We start from the raw sequence: 15,552 nt of genomic DNA on the forward strand, positions 1-15,552 counted from the left end.
GCGCAGATTAGTGCGTCTTAGGACGGTACCGACACAGCAGACACAGCGGAGGGGGACCGGCCACCCGGGCCGGTCCCCCTCCGCTCTTCCTCAGTCCAGCTCAGCGCGTAGCGCAATGCGCGCAGTGCGCGCAGTGCGCGCAGTGCGCCGCGCTACAGCAGGCCGTCCCAGAACTGCTCCAGGACCACGGCCCACCAGTTCTCCGGCGAGGCCAGCGCCGCCGGGTCGATGGCGTTGACCTCGTTCTGGAAGTCGGTCGTCCAGCGGCCCGCCTGCTCCTGGGTCAGGCCGTAGCGGAAGCGCCACAGCCGCCCCAGAACAGCGAGGCAGCGGACGAACTGCGGCAGGCCGGTGTTCACGAAGCGCGGCTGCGCCCCCTCCGGACCGGCCGGCTGCCCCGGCGTCCCCAGATCGACCGCGACGATCGCGTTCGTGCCGTACTGGACGCAGAGCTGTCGCCCGTAGTCGTTGCCGACGACGAGGTACGTGCCCGCGTCCGGACCGGCGGCCAGACCGCGCTCCGCGGCCAGCTCCGCCAAGGTCGGGATCGGCCGGCCGGGCTGCGCCTGCGCCCAGAAGAACGGACCGAAGTCACGCGGCAGGCCCGCCCAGGCCAGCGTCGACTGGACCTCCGGCGGCACCCCCGCCCGCGAGACCGCCTGCTGCTCGAAGCGGAACAGGTTCTGGTCGCCGAACGCCGCCTGCAACTCCTGGGCGAGCGCCTGCGGCGGCGGCACCGGGGCCGGTTGCGCGGCCGGCGCGAGCGGCGCCTTCGAGGACGCGATCGGCGCCGGACCGGCGGCGTGGGTGTGCAGCTCACGCAGGTGCTCCAGCAGGTGGTCGACCCCGCGCCGACGCGCCGCGGCCTCCCGCCCGTACGGGGCGGTGTGCGTGATCCGCACGTTCGGCCACGCCTCCTTGACCATCCGCGCGCAGTAGCCCGCAGGCAGGTCGCAGCACTCCAGCTCGGTGTGCAGCTCCAGCACCTGCTCCGGCGGCACGTTCAGACGCCGCACCTCCTGCAGGATCTGCCACTCCGGGTGCGGCTGGCCGAGCGCGGAGCGCTGGATCACCTGCTGCTCCGAGCCGTCCGGGCCCCGGTAGCGCAGCACGGCCATGTAGCCGGGCCCGACCGTCGGGACACCGGGCGCGGGCGCGGGCGCTCCGACCGGCGCCCCGGGCTGCACGGGCCCGGACTGACCGCCGAAGGACGCCCCGGGCGGGGGCGGGGGCATGCCGGGGCCACCCAGCGGCGCACCCGGCGGGGGCGGCGGAGGCATCCCCGGACCACCCATCGGCACACCCGGCGAAGCCGGCATGCCCGGAGGCGGCGGGGGCATGCCCGGGCCGCCCAGCGGCGCACCCGGGGGCGGCGGCGGAACCGCCGCGCCCCCCAACGGGCCGGGCGGAGGAGGAGGCGGCACACCGGGCCCACCCAACGGCGCGCCCGGAGGCGGCGGGGGAACCCCCGGTCCACCGACCGGAGCCGCAGGGGCACCCGGCGCACCGGGCGCGCCGGGGCGGCCGGGAACGCTGCCCGGGGTCGCGAACATCGTCGGCGCGAAATCCAGACCCTCGGCCTGCAGCCCGCCCATCATGCCCGGCGGGGGCGGCGGCACACCGGGCCCGCCCAGCGGACCACCCGGAGGCGGCGGAGGCATCCCCGGACCACCCGCCGGCATGCCCGGCACCCCTGGCATCCCCGGCACTCCCGGCGGAGGCGGTGGCATGCCGGGCCCTCCGAGCGGAGCGCCCGGAGGGGGCGGAGGCACCCCCGGACCGCCCAGCGGTCCAGGCGGCGGAGGCGGCGGCACACCGGGGCCGCCCAGCGGAGCACCGGGAGCGCCCGGCACACCCGGGGCGCCCGGACGACCGGGAACACTCCCCGGAGTCGCGAACATCGTCGGCGCGTAGTCCAGCCCCTCGGCCTGCGGCCCGCCCATCACACCCGGCGGGGGCGGCGGCACACCGGGCCCGCCCATCGGCACACCCGGAGGCGGCGGAGGCATCCCCGGACCACCCAGCAGATCAGCGGGCGTCCCCGGGGCGCCCGGCATGCCCGGCACTCCGGGCGGCGGAGGCGGCGGCATGCCGGGACCGCCCAGCGGGCCACCGGGGAACGGCTGGCCACCCGGCAGACCCGGGGGCGGCGGAGGCATGCCCGGAACGCCCATCGGCGCACCTGGCGCCGGGGCGGCTGCGTTCGCGCCCGGGAACGGCTCGGCGACCGGCCCACCGGGCGGAGGCGGAGGGGTTCCGGGCACGCCCTGCTGCGCGGGCACGCCCACAGGCGCGCCCGCCGCGGGCGGGAAGCCGTACGAGCCGGACGCCACGGCGCCTTCCTGCGGGAAGCCGTAGCCGCCGCCCGAGCCGGGCGCCTGCCCGGGCTGCGGGTAGCCGTAACTTCCAGCGGCCGCCGGAGCAGCGGCGGAGCCCTGCGGATACCCGTACCCCGGCGTACCGGCACCGGCCGAGCCGGGCCCGGCGTGGGCCTCGGACGACGACGGCGCGAACGGCGATCCGCCGTCAGACGCGGACACGGACTCGGACGTGGACGCAGGCACTGGCGCAGGTGCGGCCGCCGGCGCGGGCTCGCTCGGATGCGGGACGGGCGTCGGCGGCGCGAGCATCGTCGGCACCTCGGCCGGCGGACCCGCGGAGACCGGCGGGGCCACCTGGAGGCTCGCCGCCTCCTCCTCGCGGGCCCGGGCCGCGGCCTCCTCCAGCCACTGCGGCGGGCTGAGCAGGAAGGACGTCGCCTCGACGAGATCCCGGTCCCCGGTCACCTGCAACGGCGACTGCGGCGTCGCGCCCGCCGGGCGGCCGTAGACCTCCTCGTAGCGCCGGACCACGTCGTTGATCGGCAGGGCGGGCCAGAGCGTGGTCGCGCCCGTCTCCCGGGCGATCACCATCCGTGCCGCGCCGCCGTCCGAGGACGGACCGTCGGTGCGGTCGACCGCCCAGGCCACGAAGCCCAGGTCGAACTCGCGCACGCGCACCTCGCGGCGCAGCCACGCGGGCGCCCCGGCGTTGATCCATTCCTCGGCGCGCTGCTGCGCCTCCGCGTACGTCACCACGTCGACGCCCCCCTCAACCCTTCACCGGGACGGCGCGCGCGAAGCCGCCGTCCACCATCAGTTCGGCCACTGTCTGCAGCTCCGGCGGGCTGCCCGCCAGCCGGAGCAGGAACGCGTCGAAGTCGTCGCCGCAGGGCAGCAGCAGGCGCTCGCAGCGCTGCTGCGGCGTCAGGGACGGGTCGCCGTCGTCGCGCGCGTCGTCGTAGGGCAGGAACCAGACCGTGCCGATCCGGTCGCCGCGGACCTTGACCGCCAGCAGGCCGCCCTGGACGAAGCCGACGCCGAGGTAGTCCTTGGTGATGTGGTCGCGCAGGCACTTGTTGACGTATGCGAGGTCCGCCGTGGACCGCTCCGTGGGCAGCCCGAAGAAGGGCTGGTCCACGAGGATGCCCAGCTCGGTGTCGAGCCCGAGGCCCTTGGGGGCGCGGCCGCCGGCCGCCTTCAGGAAGGTCCGGTAGGGCCCGGGCAGGGTGTAGCCGAGGGCCTCCTCGACGGCCTGCAAGCGCTGCTCGATCTCCTCCGGGCTGGGCGGCGGGGCGGCCTCGCCGCCGTCGCCGCCCTCTCCGGCCTCCGCCACGCCGGGGAGGGCGAAGTGGACGGGGCGTCGCTCCTGGAGCGGACGCGTGCCGCGCTTGCCGTGGTCCGCGCGTGAGCCGGCCAGGCCGCCGTGGTGCCGCAGCAGCGCCTTGACGTCGACGGGGACCAGCTCGAGTCGACGGCTGCCCGGCGTCGCCGGGTTGACGGAGTGGTGCCAGGTCCAGCCGGCGGGTGTGCCAACCGGGCTCTCCACGTCCGCCCACAGCTCGTGCCCGTCGGCGCGCAGCGCGGCGTTGGCGGAGACGTAGTCGGTGAGCCGCAGCTCGTCGACGCCGAACCCCTCGGGTGGGTCCGCGACCTCCGCCGCGGCTCGGGCGTACGGGGAGAAGTCGGGGCGACCGTCCGCGTCGACCCTCACCCCGCCCGGGTACTGCTGCGCGCGCAGCGGATCGGGAAAGTGCACGACCTGCCCGGCGTAGGCCGCGTTGGGCCGACCTGTCGTCATGGAGTTTGCCCCCTGCTGGAACTGACTGCCGCGCCCAAGCCTAGGGGCTCACCGGCCCGTGGGGATCTCCCCGGTCGGCCGGAAGGCGGGGGGAGGGCGGTCCGCGCGCACCGGTCCGTCGTCGAACGAGACCCCGACTTCAGTATCTGCGTACGGATTTGGCAGTCTGATCCACAGCACGTTGACGGGGGTTAACGGGGGAAGGGGACTACCGTTCATGGAGATCATGCAGCACCAGAACAGACAGGCGCCGGCACCGCTGCTGCGCCACCGCCGGGACAGCCTGATGCCGATCGTCGCCGCGGCGCTGTCGGTGCGGGGTGATACCTATACGCACGTGAGCGAGAAGGGCGGGGCCCCGCAGCTCCACCCGCTCGTGGACGAGTTCCTGGCCGGGCTGCCCGTCGGGCAGTTGGAGCGGTTCACCGGGCGCTGCCCGGAGGCCGTGCTGCTGTCCCAGTTCCTGGACCACGCCGAGTCCGGGCGCTCCGGCCGGGCCGCGCGGAAGTCCTTCGGCGAGGGGGAGGCCCGAAAGGCGCTGCGCGGGGCGAAGATGACGACGGTCCGGATCCGCGAGGAGGGCGATCCGGCCCACGGCACCCACCAACCGCCGTGCCGCAGCTGCGAGCCGTTGCTGGCCCACTTCGGGGTCAGGACCATCTCGCTGCGCCCGAGGAAGAAGTGACGAGGGGAGGTCGGACACCATGCAGGCACGTTTCCCTGCGGACGTCGCGTCCGCTCTCGCCAAGGCGGGCTGGTACCCGGACCGGCGACGCGTGGCCACCGCGGAGTCCTGGGCGGAGCAGCTGTCCGCCTACGTCTCCCCGGAGGGCCACCGCCACACCGTCTTCCCCGCCGCGCTGGAGGCCTGGGCGGAGTTCGGCGAGATCGGCGTCTCGCTGGACGGCGCCGGGGTCGAGGTCGCCCGCACGCCCTTCGTCATCGACCCGCTGCGAGGTCTCCACCAACCCCGCACGCTTTCCGACCTGGGCCGCGCGCTGGAGCTGCCGGTGGCCCCTCTGGGCGAGGAACGGGAGGGTGCGGCGCTGCTGGCGATCGACGCGGTCGGCCGCGTCTACAGCCTCGACCACGCGGGCGAGTGGTTCCTCGGGCACACGATGGACCAGGCGCTCACCGTGCTGATCAACGGCCTGCGGGCGGAGCGGCTCCGGTTCCTGACCGAGGCGCTGTAACGAGGCCGGTCGCGGTACGCGGGCGGCGCGGCGCGGCGATGAGCCGCTCCGCCGCCCCGTGCGGCCGGTGCGGCGCGGCTACGCCTCGCCGTACGCCTCGCGCAGGGCCGTGTCGACCACGGCGCGGGCCTGGTCCGGCGGCAGGCCGAGGGACTTCGCCCGCTGCGCGTACGCCGCCGCCGCGCGGGCGATCTCGGCGAGCGACCGGTCGCCGGAGGCCGCGACGACCGTGCCCGCGCGGCCGCGGGTCTCGACCACGCCCGCGGCCTCCAGCTCGCGGTACGCCTTGGCGACGGTGTTCACCGCGAGCCCCAGGTCCTCGGCGAGCTTGCGGACGGTGGGGAGCTTCGTCCCGACCGGAGCCTCCCCGCTCGCCGCGGCGGCGGCGACCTGCGCCCGGATCTGCTCCGACGGCGGGACATGGGACGCGGGGTCAAGGGCGATCAGCACGCGGCGCTCTCCGGCACTCAGGACGACGACAGCCTCCTACGGTAGTGCCGTCGCACACCCGGAGCGCTGACGATCGTGTTGACGGTGAACGCGCCGAGCACGACGAGGACCGACCATCCCTGGAACAGGGCGAGCACCCAGGGACCGGCGCCGTTCAGCGAGTAGCAGCAGGCCGCACCCGCCAGGGCGACCAGCAGCGGCACGGTCATCACCGTCGACAGCAGCGTCGTCACCCGGAACGCCTCGTCGAAGGCGAGTTCCGGCCCGGTCTCGGCAACCCGGCCGGAATTCATCAGATACAGCTGCCCACGCTCGATCCCCCACACCGACACCCCGGCGGCGACCGCGAGCGCGGCGAACATCAGCGTCTGCTCCGTCTTCGCGTGCACGGCGCAGAGCACGGCCGCACCGGCGGGCGGAAGGACGGCGAGCAGGCGGGAGATCCAGGTCAGCCACGGCGGCACCACTTGGCCCAGCCGGGCGGGGGTGCGGACGACGGTCGGCGCGTCGGCTCGACGCGACCCGCCCCGGGCGACGTCCCAGACGTGCACGGCCACGTTGAGCAGCCCGAGGGGCAGGACCAGCACGACGAAGAGCATCGGCCCGGGAAAGAAGGAGAGCCTGTCGGGGACCAGCGGGGTGCCGAGGCCGCGGGCCATCGACGTCACGTACCAGCCGAAGACCGGCGCGCCGACGAGCCCCGACAGGAGCTGGCCGAGCCCCGCGCGGCGGCGCAGCCGTGCACCGACCGATCGGGCGAACTCGGGCGGCAGCCACAGGTCCTGCTCGCGGGCGAACCTGTCGGCCCACTTCAGTTCGGCGCGTTCACCGCTCCGCAGGAGTGTGAACATACCGGTGCCAACGAGCACGACACCGATGCCGACCGCGGCACCCACTCCGACTTCCACCGCGGACATCGCCGCCCACCCTCCCACCGACCGCGTCCCTCGCAGGTCAGGCGAGCGTTCTAGCACATCATCAGGTCGCCGTCAGCAGGCGGGCCTCGACGCGGAAGCCGCCCTCGGCCGTCGGGCCGGCGGCGAAGCTGCCCCCGAGGGCGTGCACGCGCTCGCGCATGCCGAGCAGCCCGTTGCCGCCGCTGGGCAGACCGCGGTCGGCGGCGGGCACGGTGTCGGCGGCGGGGCAGGTGTTGGAGACGGCGAGGGCGACGCCGCCGGAGACGTAGGCGACGACGACCTCGACGTCCGTGCCCGGGGCGTGCTTGAGCACGTTGGTGAGCGCCTCCTGGACGACGCGGTACGCGGTCTGCTCGGCCTGGGCGGGCAGCGCGCTGCGCAGGCCGCCCAGGGTGTACCGGACGCCCAGGCCCGCCGCCCGCGACTCGTCGACGAGCTTCGGCAGGTCCGCCAGACCGAGCCCGGCGGCCCCGGAGCCCTCGACGGGCGAGCCCAGGCCCACCGGCGTCGCCGTCGTCCCGGTGGTCCCCGCCGCCCCGGGCTCCGCCTGCGGCTCGACGGTCCGCAGTACGCCGAGGATCTGCCGCAGCTCGTCCAGCGCCTGGCGGCCGATGTCACCCATCAGCTTGGCGCTCTGCGCGGCACGCTCCGGATCCTTGTGGACCACCCGCTCCAGCGCGCCCGCGTGGACGACGAGCAAGCTGACGCGGTGGGCGACCACGTCGTGCATCTCACGGGCGATCCGCGTGCGTTCCTCCACGCGTGCCCGGCGCGCACGCTCGTGCGCCTGGTCGGCCAGCAGGCTGAGCTCCGTCTCCAGTCCCTCCGCGCGCTCCCTGAGCGCGACCAGCAGCCGTCTCTTGGCCCCGATGTAGAGGCCGAGGATCGCCGGCGGCACGCTGATCGCCACGGCGACCAGCACCGACAGGATGACCAGCACGTACTCGGCCACGCCGTGGCGCAGCGCCTCCTGCTGCTGGGTGCCGAGCGTCAGCGTGGAGACGATGACGGTCTCGGCGATCGCCAGCGCGCACAGCGCGCTCATCACGCGCCGTTCGGCGAAGCGACTGGCGGCGCCCTCGGGGCGGTACGCCCCGAGCGTGTAGAGGCCGATCATCAGCAGCGTGTAGCCCGCGTCGAGCGGGATCGTCGCGAGCGCCGCCGCGACCGGGATCAGCGGCCAACGCCGCCGCACCAGCAGCGTCGAGCCCGCGACCAGCCCGAACACCGCGACCGCCGCCACCGCGGCGGTGCCGAGGCCCTGGCGGAACGCGAAGACGGCCGCCGACCACGCGCACTCACCTGCCGCGACCACCGCGAGGCCGATGTCCAGCCACATGCTCCGTCGGCGCGTCCACGCTCCCACCCTCATGCGACAAGGGTAAAAGGAAGCTCAAAGGCGGCGCGGGCGACCGCCCCGTTGTCCGGATAGCGGCCATTCCCGTGGACGGTCACACCCCGCAACCTATGCTGGACCGCGAGAGATCAACCATCTCGAGCGCAAGGCAGGCGACTGCATCTTGGGCGGACAGCGTGGTCCGCACACGCCCCTGTCCGTTCCCCCACCCCGCAAGGGAGCACCAGCGTGAGCGACGACCGCGAGGCCACCGTCCCCGCCACCGCCCCGGCGACCGCCGAGCCCGACAACAGCGCGCTGCGCGCCGACATCCGGCGTCTCGGCGACCTGCTCGGCGAAACCCTGGTCCGACAGGAGGGCCAGGAACTGCTCGACCTCGTCGAAGAGGTCCGCGCCCTGACCCGCAGCGACGGCGCGGCCGCCGCCCAGCTGCTGGAGGAGACCGACCTGGCCACCGCGGCCAAGCTGGTCCGGGCCTTCTCCACCTACTTCCATCTCGCCAACGTGGCCGAGCAGGTGCACCGCGGCCGTGAACTGAACGCCAACCGCGACGACAACGGCAGCCTGCTCTCGCAGACGGTCGACAAGCTCGCCGACGCCGACCCGGAGCACCTCGCCGAGACGCTCCAGCACCTCAACGTGCGGCCGGTGTTCACCGCGCACCCCACCGAGGCCGCGCGCCGCAGCGTGCTGCAGAAGCTGCGCCGGATCGCGGAACTGCTGGACACCCATGACACGCCCTCCCGGCCCACCGGCCGCCGCCAGGCCGACCGCCGCCTCGCCGAGGTCATCGACCTGCTGTGGCAGACCGACGAGCTGCGCATCGCCCGGCCCGAGCCGGCCGACGAGGCCCGCAACGCCGTCTACTACCTGGACGAGCTCTACAAGCGCGCCGTCCCCGACGTGCTGGAGGAGCTGTACGAGGAGCTGGCCCGGGTCGGCGTCCAGCTCCCGGAGGGCTCTCGTCCGCTGACCTTCGGCACCTGGATCGGCGGCGACCGCGACGGCAACCCGAACGTCACCCCCGACGTGACGCTGGACGTGCTGATCCTCCAGCACGAGTACGGCATCAACGACGCCCTGGACCTGATCGACGAGCTGCGCGCGACGCTCTCCTCGTCGGTGCGGCTCTCGGGCGCGAGCGAGGAACTGCTGCAGAGCCTCGCCGCCGACCTGGAGCAGCTGAAGGAGATCAGCCCCCGCTACAAGCGGATGAACGCCGAGGAGCCCTACCGCCTCAAGGCCACCTGCGTGCGGCAGAAGCTGATCAACACCAAGGAGCGCCTGGCCGGCAACACCCCGCACGTCCCGGGCCGCGACTACCTCGGCACCGGCGAGCTGCTGGCGGACCTGGAGGTCATCCAGGCGTCCCTGCGCGCCCACAAGGGCGGCCTGATCGCGGACGGCCGGATGAGCCGCGCCATCCGCACCGTCTCGGCGTTCGGGCTCCAACTGGCCACGATGGACGTGCGCGAGCACGCCGACGCGCACCACCACGCGCTCGGCCAGCTCTTCGACCGCCTCGGCGAGGAGGCCTGGCGCTACACGGACATGCCGCGCGAGTACCGGCAGCGGCTGCTCGCCAAGGAGCTCAAGTCCCGCCGCCCGCTGGCCCCGACGCCCGCGCCGCTGGACGCCGCGGGTGCGAGGACGCTCGGCGTCTTCGAAACGGTGCGCGAGGCCTTCGACCGCTTCGGGCCGGAGATCGTGGAGAGTTACATCATCTCCATGTGCCAGGGCGCGGACGACGTGTTCGCGGCAGCGGTGCTGGCCCGCGAGGCCGGGCTGATCGACCTGCACGCGGGTGTCGCCCGGATCGGCATCGTGCCGCTGCTGGAGACCACCGACGAGCTGCGCGCCGCGGACACGATCCTCGACGAGATGCTGCGCGACCCCTCCTACCGCCGCCTGGTGGCGCTGCGCGGGGACCTCCAGGAGGTCATGCTCGGCTACTCCGACTCCTCGAAGTTCGGCGGCATCACCACCTCGCAGTGGGAGATCCACCGGGCCCAGCGCCGGCTGCGGGACGTCGCGCACCGCTACGGCGTGCGGCTGCGGCTCTTCCACGGCCGCGGCGGGACCGTCGGCCGCGGCGGCGGCCCGTCTCACGAGGCGATCCTGGCCCAGCCGTGGGGCACCCTGGAGGGCGCGATCAAGGTCACCGAGCAGGGCGAGGTGATCTCCGACAAGTACCTGATCCCCTCGTTGGCCCGGGAGAACCTGGAGCTGACCGTCTCCGCGACGCTGGAGGCCTCGGCCCTGCACACCTCGCCGCGTCAGTCGGCCGAGGCACTGTCGCGCTGGGACGCGACCATGGACACCGTCTCCGACGGCGCGCACGCGGCCTACCGCCGCCTGGTCGAGGACCCGGACCTGCCGGCGTACTTCTTCGCCTCCACCCCGGTCGACCAGCTGGCCTCGCTGCACCTGGGCTCTCGCCCGTCCCGCCGCCCCGACTCCGGCGCGGGCCTGGACGGCCTGCGCGCCATCCCCTGGGTCTTCGGCTGGACGCAGTCCCGCCAGATCGTCCCCGGCTGGTACGGCGTCGGCTCCGGCCTCGCCGCCGCCCGCGAGGCGGGGCTCGGCGAGATCCTGGACGAGATGCACGGCGAGTGGCACTTCTTCCGCAACTTCCTGTCCAACGTCACCATGACGCTGGCCAAGACGGACCTGCGGATCGCCCGCCACTACGTCGAGCAACTGGTGCCGAAGGAGCTCCAGCACGTCTTCGCCCTGATCGAGGCCGAGCACGAACTGACCGTCAAGGAGGTGCTGCGGGTGACCCGCGAGTCCGAACTCCTGGAGCACCAGCCGGTGCTCAAGCAGACCTTCGCGATCCGCGACGCCTACCTCGACCCGATCTCCTACCTCCAGGTCGCCCTGCTGCGCCGTCAGCGCGAGGACGCCGCGAAGGACGTCTCCGACGACCCGCTGCGCTCGCGGGCCCTGCTGCTCACCGTCAACGGTGTGGCGGCAGGTCTGCGCAACACGGGCTGACATCCCGGTTCACACGTCGACGGTGACGAGTCGTCGGTAACGATTCGTGCATCAACTGCGGTCGGTTTCCGGATCATTCCGGACACCGGCCGCAGTCCGTTTTCGGCCACGGGATTAGGCTCGCGCGCACACCTCTCATGCTTCGCACAACCGTTGCACATGAGCCACAGACTCCGGGGGGATCTCAGCGTGGGGCTCCGTTCCGCCATGTCCGCCGCCGCAGCCGCCGCGCTGCTGACGGCATTCCTCGCCATGCCGACCCAGGCCCTGGCCGAAACCTCCGCGGGCGCGAGGCCGCACGACACGGCGCCCGGCGCGCCGACGCCCGGGCCGACCGATCCGGCCACCGTCGTGACCACACAGACCGCCGGACTCCCGTGGGCCTGGGGAGTCGGCACCGCCGCCTCGGACCCGCACCAGTTGCAGATCGAGGCGTGGCTCGCCGCGAGCGACCCGTCCTTCGCCGCCCCCGGCGAGATCACCTCGGTGACGGCCCATCTGCGTCCGCACGGCTCGGCCGTCGGCACGCCGGACGCGGTGACCCTCACGCTGACCCACCCCGACACGGCCTCCACGTCCTGGTACTCCGCCGGCGACGTGCAACCGCCGCAGCTCGGCGTCTACGACGTGGACGCCGAGCTGACGGACGACCAGGGCCATCACGTACTGGTCCCGGACGCAGGCCAGTTCACCGAGGCGGCCGACGTGACGCTCTTTGGCCTCGCACCGCGTCAGGCGACCGTCGACTTCGACCACCCCACGGTCACCCTGACCGGCCAGGTGACCGTCACCGATCCGCGGACCGGCGCCGCGCTCACCCCTGACCACCTCGCGATCGACCTCACCGACACCTTCGGCCACGAGGGCGACTACACGGTCAACCCGGGTGCCGACGGCAGCTTCTCCGTCACGGTTCCGCCCTTCGTCTACGGCATGCAGGCCGACTTCGTGGTACGCGCGGTGTACGGGACGGGATCCGTCCCGTACCGCCTCGCCAACGCGACCGCCGTCGGTGACAGCTACGTCGCCATCCAGTCCGAGCAGACCCGCGTGCGCTATCTGACACCGACGAACGTCTACGGCCCGCAGGGCGGTACGGCCACCGTCACCGGCGTGGTCGAGCACGAGGTCGGGTCCGCCTGGCTACCCGCGGCGGGCGTCCAGGTCGCCTACCACCAGTGGCTGGGTACGCCCTCGGGAACGCTGACCACGGACGCCCAGGGCCACTTCAGCATCGCTCTCGGCGTCCCGGGACCCTACTGGTTCGACACCGTCGGCTCGACCTACCTCCAGTCCTCGTACCCCGGCACCCCTGAGGTCGACGTCCACATCCCGCAGCCGACCGCGTTCACCGGCCTCCAGATCACGGAGGACCAGTACGGCGAGGCCGCGATCGACGGGCATCTCAAGCTCAACGGCAACGTCTACCAGGGCACCAACGGCGCCAAGATCTACGTGCAGTTCTCGCCGGACGGGCGGACCTGGCGCTCGGTCGGCTACACCGTGGTCGGCGGCCAGGGCCGGGCCACGGACGAGTTCAAGTGCTACGCCCGGCTGGGCGCCAACGCGAACGGCTACTGGCGGGTCTCGTACTCGGGCACGGCCGACTGGCGTCCCGTGCTCAGCCAGGCGGTCCGGATCTGGCGCTACCCCACCGCCGTGACCGGCGGCAAGCCCAGCACCACCAGGGCGCGCAAGGGACAGACGCTGAGCTTCAGCGGCACCGTCGCGCAGCGCATCTCGTCCTGGCGACCGCTCGCCCACGCCAAGGTGATGCTGCTCTTCCGTCCGCGCGGGAGCTCGACCTGGTATTGGGTCACGATCGGCTGGACCGACTCACGCGGCCGATACAACCTGCGAGGCCGGGCCTACACGGGCGGCACCTGGGCCGTTCTCTACACCGCCACCGACGCCACGCACATCGACTCGACCGGGCCGCAGACCTACGTGTCCGTGAGCTGATGGCGATCCGCGCCTCAACTGCGGCGACCAGGCATGACTCAACGGCTGTTCAGGAATCACGTTTCTTCAGGGGGAATCTCAGCGTGAGACTCCGTTCCACTCTTCCCGCCGTCGCGGCCACCGCACTGCTGGCGGCGACGCTCGCGGTGCCGGCTCAGGCGATGGCCGACACCTCCCCGAGCCCGACACCGTCCGCCGCCACCGGCGGCGGCACCCCGGCGCCGTCGTCAGCGTCGTCAGCGTCGTCGGCGCCGATCTCGGCGCGGACCTCGGCGCCGTCCTCGGCGCGGACCTCGGCGTCGTCGTCGGCACCGACGACGACGGCTGCCACGGCCCCGGTCATCGACCAGGTCGGCCTGGTCAGGACGGACAGCGGTACCGCGCTCAAGGTCGTCACCGACACCGGTGACCCCGTGGACACGCTGACCGTGGCGATCAACACGTCCGGGCAGACGCCCACGCCGGTCAAGACCGTCACCGCGTTCACCCAGGAGTCCCCCGGGGTCTGGCAGAGCGCTCCGCTCCAGCTGGGCAGCCACGGCTACTTCGGCTACTCCGCCACCGCGACCGACGCGGCGGGTACCGCCACGGCCACCGCCACGAGCGGCTACTTCATCTACGACACCTCGCCCGTCTTCCACGACCTGACCGGCTCACCGGCGCTCCTGTCGTACGGCCATGAGCTGGTCACCGTCAGCGGGCACCTGACGACCTACGACCCCGACCTCGGAGTCACCAGCGCACCGTACGCGGGTGCCGACATGGGCTTCGCGGGCAACGCGTTCTGGTCCCAGCCGGACGGGTCGTTCAGCGACACCCTCTACATCGGTCGTCCGGCCACGAGCACGTTCACGACCACGGTCGACGCGAACGGCAAGGACAACGCCGAGATCGTCAGCTCCCCGGTGAGCTGGCAGGTCGGCGCCGACCAGCAGACCCGCATCGTGCTCGACAGTTCCTCGGCCTCCGGCCTCGTGGTCGGCACCACGCTCAAGATCCGCGGCCTGGTGCAGTTCCAGGACACCGACGGCTCCTGGAAGCCGCTCACCGACTACGCGGTACAGCTGGGCAACAGCGGCTTCACTCCCGACGCGTCGGCCACCACGGACGCGAACGGGCGCTTCGAGCTGTGGACCACGGTGCCGAAGGCGGCCGGGAACCTCGGGCTCTACCTGCCGAACACCTACGCCTCCGACCGGTGGCTGGTGCCCTCGACGGCGACGTTCCAGGTGCAGTCCGTGCTCCAGAGCATCGGCCTGTACGCGTCGAACGCGAGCGTCGACGAGTTCTCCGACCTCAGCTTCAACTACGCCGTCACCAGCACCGACGGCAAGGTCCCGGGCGGCCGGATCTACGTGCTCGAGTCGCCGAACGGGTCGACCGGCTGGAAGAACCTCGGCTACCTCCAGGTCAACGGCCCCGGCTCGCCGGCGAAGCCGATCACCGCCTGGGTCGACAACCCGCACGGCTACTGGAAGCTCTGGTACCCCGGTGCGACCGGATACGCGCCCGCCTACAGCGGCGTGATCCACACCTTCCGGTACCTGACCGACATCACCGGCGGGAAGCCCAACACCACCTCGGCCTACCGCGGCCAGACTCTGCGCTTCAGCGGCGGCCTGTGGGAACAGGGCATGGGCAACTGGTTCCGCATGGGCGCCAACTGGCGGGTCTACCTCTTCTTCGAGCCTGCCGGCAGCAAGACCTGGAAGCTCGTCAGCTACACCCGGACCGACCGCAACGGCTACTGGAACCTCTCCGGAAAGGCCACCGCGGCCGGCACCTGGGAGGTCGCCTGGTTCACCGGTGACACCAACCACGTCGACGCTTTCGGCCCGAGGACCTACGTGCACATCCGCTGACACGACGGCGTGAGACGAACGGCCGGACCCGCTGCTGCAGGCCCGGCCGTTCGCCGTTCAGTTCGCCGTTCAGTTGGCCGTTCAGTTGGCCGTTCCGGCGGCTCAGCTGTTGTAGACCGACTGGGCCCGCTCCAGGCCGTCCTGCATCAGCGACTCCACCGAGTCCGCGCAGCGGTCGACGAACCAGGGCAGTTCCTTGCGCTCGGTGGACGAGAAGTCGCGCAGCACGAAGTCGGCGACCTCCATCCGGCCGGGCGGGCGCCCGATGCCGGCGCGGACCCGGAGGTAGTCCGGGCCGAGGGACTTGGTGATCGACTTGAGCCCGTTGTGGCCGTTGTCGCCGCCGCCGCGCTTGAGGCGCAGGGTCGCGTAGTCGATGTCGAGCTCGTCGTGGATCACGATCAGCCGGTCGACGCCCGACTTGTAGAAGTCGCGGAGCCCGACGACCGGGCCGCCGGAGAGGTTCATGAAGGACATGGGCTTGGCCAGCACGACCCGCTGCCCGGCCAGTCGGCCCTCCAGGACCTGGGCGCGGCTCTTGTGCGCCTTGAACTTGCCGCCGACCCGCTCGGCCAGCAGGTCGGCCACCATGAAGCCGATGTTGTGGCGGTTGCCCTCGTACTGCCCACCGGGGTTTCCGAGGCCGACCACCAGCCAGGGGCCCTGCTCGCTCATCTGCTGCGACTCCTGTCGTG

At 73.1% G+C, this 15,552-nt stretch carries 12 protein-coding genes; 5 read left to right on the top strand and 7 right to left on the bottom strand.

Features of this window, described 5'->3' with window-relative positions:
• Positions 1-152: 152 nt before the first annotated feature.
• Together TR50_RS43475 and TR50_RS01095 are read right to left on the bottom strand one after the other, a co-directional pair.
• Complete coding sequence (locus TR50_RS43475; RefSeq protein WP_042412612.1) at positions 153-3,077, bottom strand: SUKH-4 family immunity protein; 2,925 nt, start codon at positions 3,075-3,077, stop codon at positions 153-155.
• A gap of 13 nt (positions 3,078-3,090) precedes the next feature.
• Positions 3,091-4,119 carry an HNH endonuclease gene (locus tag TR50_RS01095; RefSeq protein ID WP_042412615.1) on the bottom strand — a complete coding sequence of 343 codons (1,029 nt, stop codon included), beginning with the start codon at positions 4,117-4,119 and terminating at the stop codon, positions 3,091-3,093.
• 217 nt (positions 4,120-4,336) lie between these two features.
• Between TR50_RS01095 and TR50_RS01100 the strand changes: the two genes are divergently transcribed.
• Together TR50_RS01100 and TR50_RS01105 are read left to right on the top strand one after the other, a co-directional pair.
• Positions 4,337-4,804 (top strand): YwqJ-related putative deaminase, encoded by a 468-nt coding sequence (locus TR50_RS01100; RefSeq protein ID WP_042412617.1) that lies wholly within the window; start codon positions 4,337-4,339, stop codon positions 4,802-4,804.
• Positions 4,805-4,823: 19 nt separating this feature from the next.
• Positions 4,824-5,312 carry an SUKH-3 domain-containing protein gene (locus tag TR50_RS01105; RefSeq protein ID WP_042412619.1) on the top strand — a complete coding sequence of 163 codons (489 nt, stop codon included), beginning with the start codon at positions 4,824-4,826 and terminating at the stop codon, positions 5,310-5,312.
• A gap of 78 nt (positions 5,313-5,390) precedes the next feature.
• On the opposite strand, the gene TR50_RS01110 is transcribed toward TR50_RS01105, so the two are convergent.
• The 3 genes from TR50_RS01110 to TR50_RS01120 all read right to left on the bottom strand — a co-directional run bounded on the left by TR50_RS01110 (position 5,391) and on the right by TR50_RS01120 (position 8,051).
• Positions 5,391-5,762, bottom strand: coding sequence for a GntR family transcriptional regulator (locus TR50_RS01110; protein WP_042412627.1), 372 nt, complete (start codon positions 5,760-5,762; stop codon positions 5,391-5,393).
• A gap of 17 nt (positions 5,763-5,779) precedes the next feature.
• Positions 5,780-6,679, bottom strand: a complete 900-nt coding sequence (locus TR50_RS01115; protein ID WP_152648185.1) for a hypothetical protein — start codon at positions 6,677-6,679, stop codon at positions 5,780-5,782.
• 61 nt (positions 6,680-6,740) lie between these two features.
• A complete protein-coding gene (locus TR50_RS01120; RefSeq protein WP_042412631.1) occupies positions 6,741-8,051 on the bottom strand; it encodes a sensor histidine kinase in 1,311 nt (436 codons plus the stop codon).
• 213 nt (positions 8,052-8,264) lie between these two features.
• Between TR50_RS01120 and ppc the strand changes: the two genes are divergently transcribed.
• On the top strand, positions 8,265-11,033 hold the full coding sequence (gene ppc / locus TR50_RS01125) for a phosphoenolpyruvate carboxylase (protein WP_042412633.1): 2,769 nt from the start codon (positions 8,265-8,267) through the stop codon (positions 11,031-11,033).
• Between the two features lie 189 nt (positions 11,034-11,222).
• Entirely contained in the window at positions 11,223-12,995 is a 1,773-nt protein-coding gene (locus tag TR50_RS01130; RefSeq protein WP_152648186.1) for a hypothetical protein, read from the top strand.
• A gap of 154 nt (positions 12,996-13,149) precedes the next feature.
• On the opposite strand, the gene TR50_RS46425 is transcribed toward TR50_RS01130, so the two are convergent.
• The gene (locus TR50_RS46425; RefSeq protein WP_160311061.1) at positions 13,150-13,383 is read right to left on the bottom strand and encodes a hypothetical protein; all 234 of its coding nucleotides are present in this window, start codon (positions 13,381-13,383) and stop codon (positions 13,150-13,152) included.
• 25 nt (positions 13,384-13,408) lie between these two features.
• Between TR50_RS46425 and TR50_RS01140 the strand changes: the two genes are divergently transcribed.
• Entirely contained in the window at positions 13,409-14,857 is a 1,449-nt protein-coding gene (locus TR50_RS01140; RefSeq protein ID WP_042412640.1) for a hypothetical protein, read from the top strand.
• A gap of 102 nt (positions 14,858-14,959) precedes the next feature.
• Here the strand turns inward: TR50_RS01140 and pth are convergent, their stop codons facing one another.
• Positions 14,960-15,532, bottom strand: coding sequence for an aminoacyl-tRNA hydrolase (gene pth, locus TR50_RS01145; protein WP_042412642.1), 573 nt, complete (start codon positions 15,530-15,532; stop codon positions 14,960-14,962).
• Between the last annotated feature and the right edge of the window lie 20 nt (positions 15,533-15,552).

It is taken from the genome of Streptacidiphilus anmyonensis (assembly GCF_000787855.1).
GTDB lineage: Bacteria > Actinomycetota > Actinomycetes > Streptomycetales > Streptomycetaceae > Streptacidiphilus > Streptacidiphilus anmyonensis.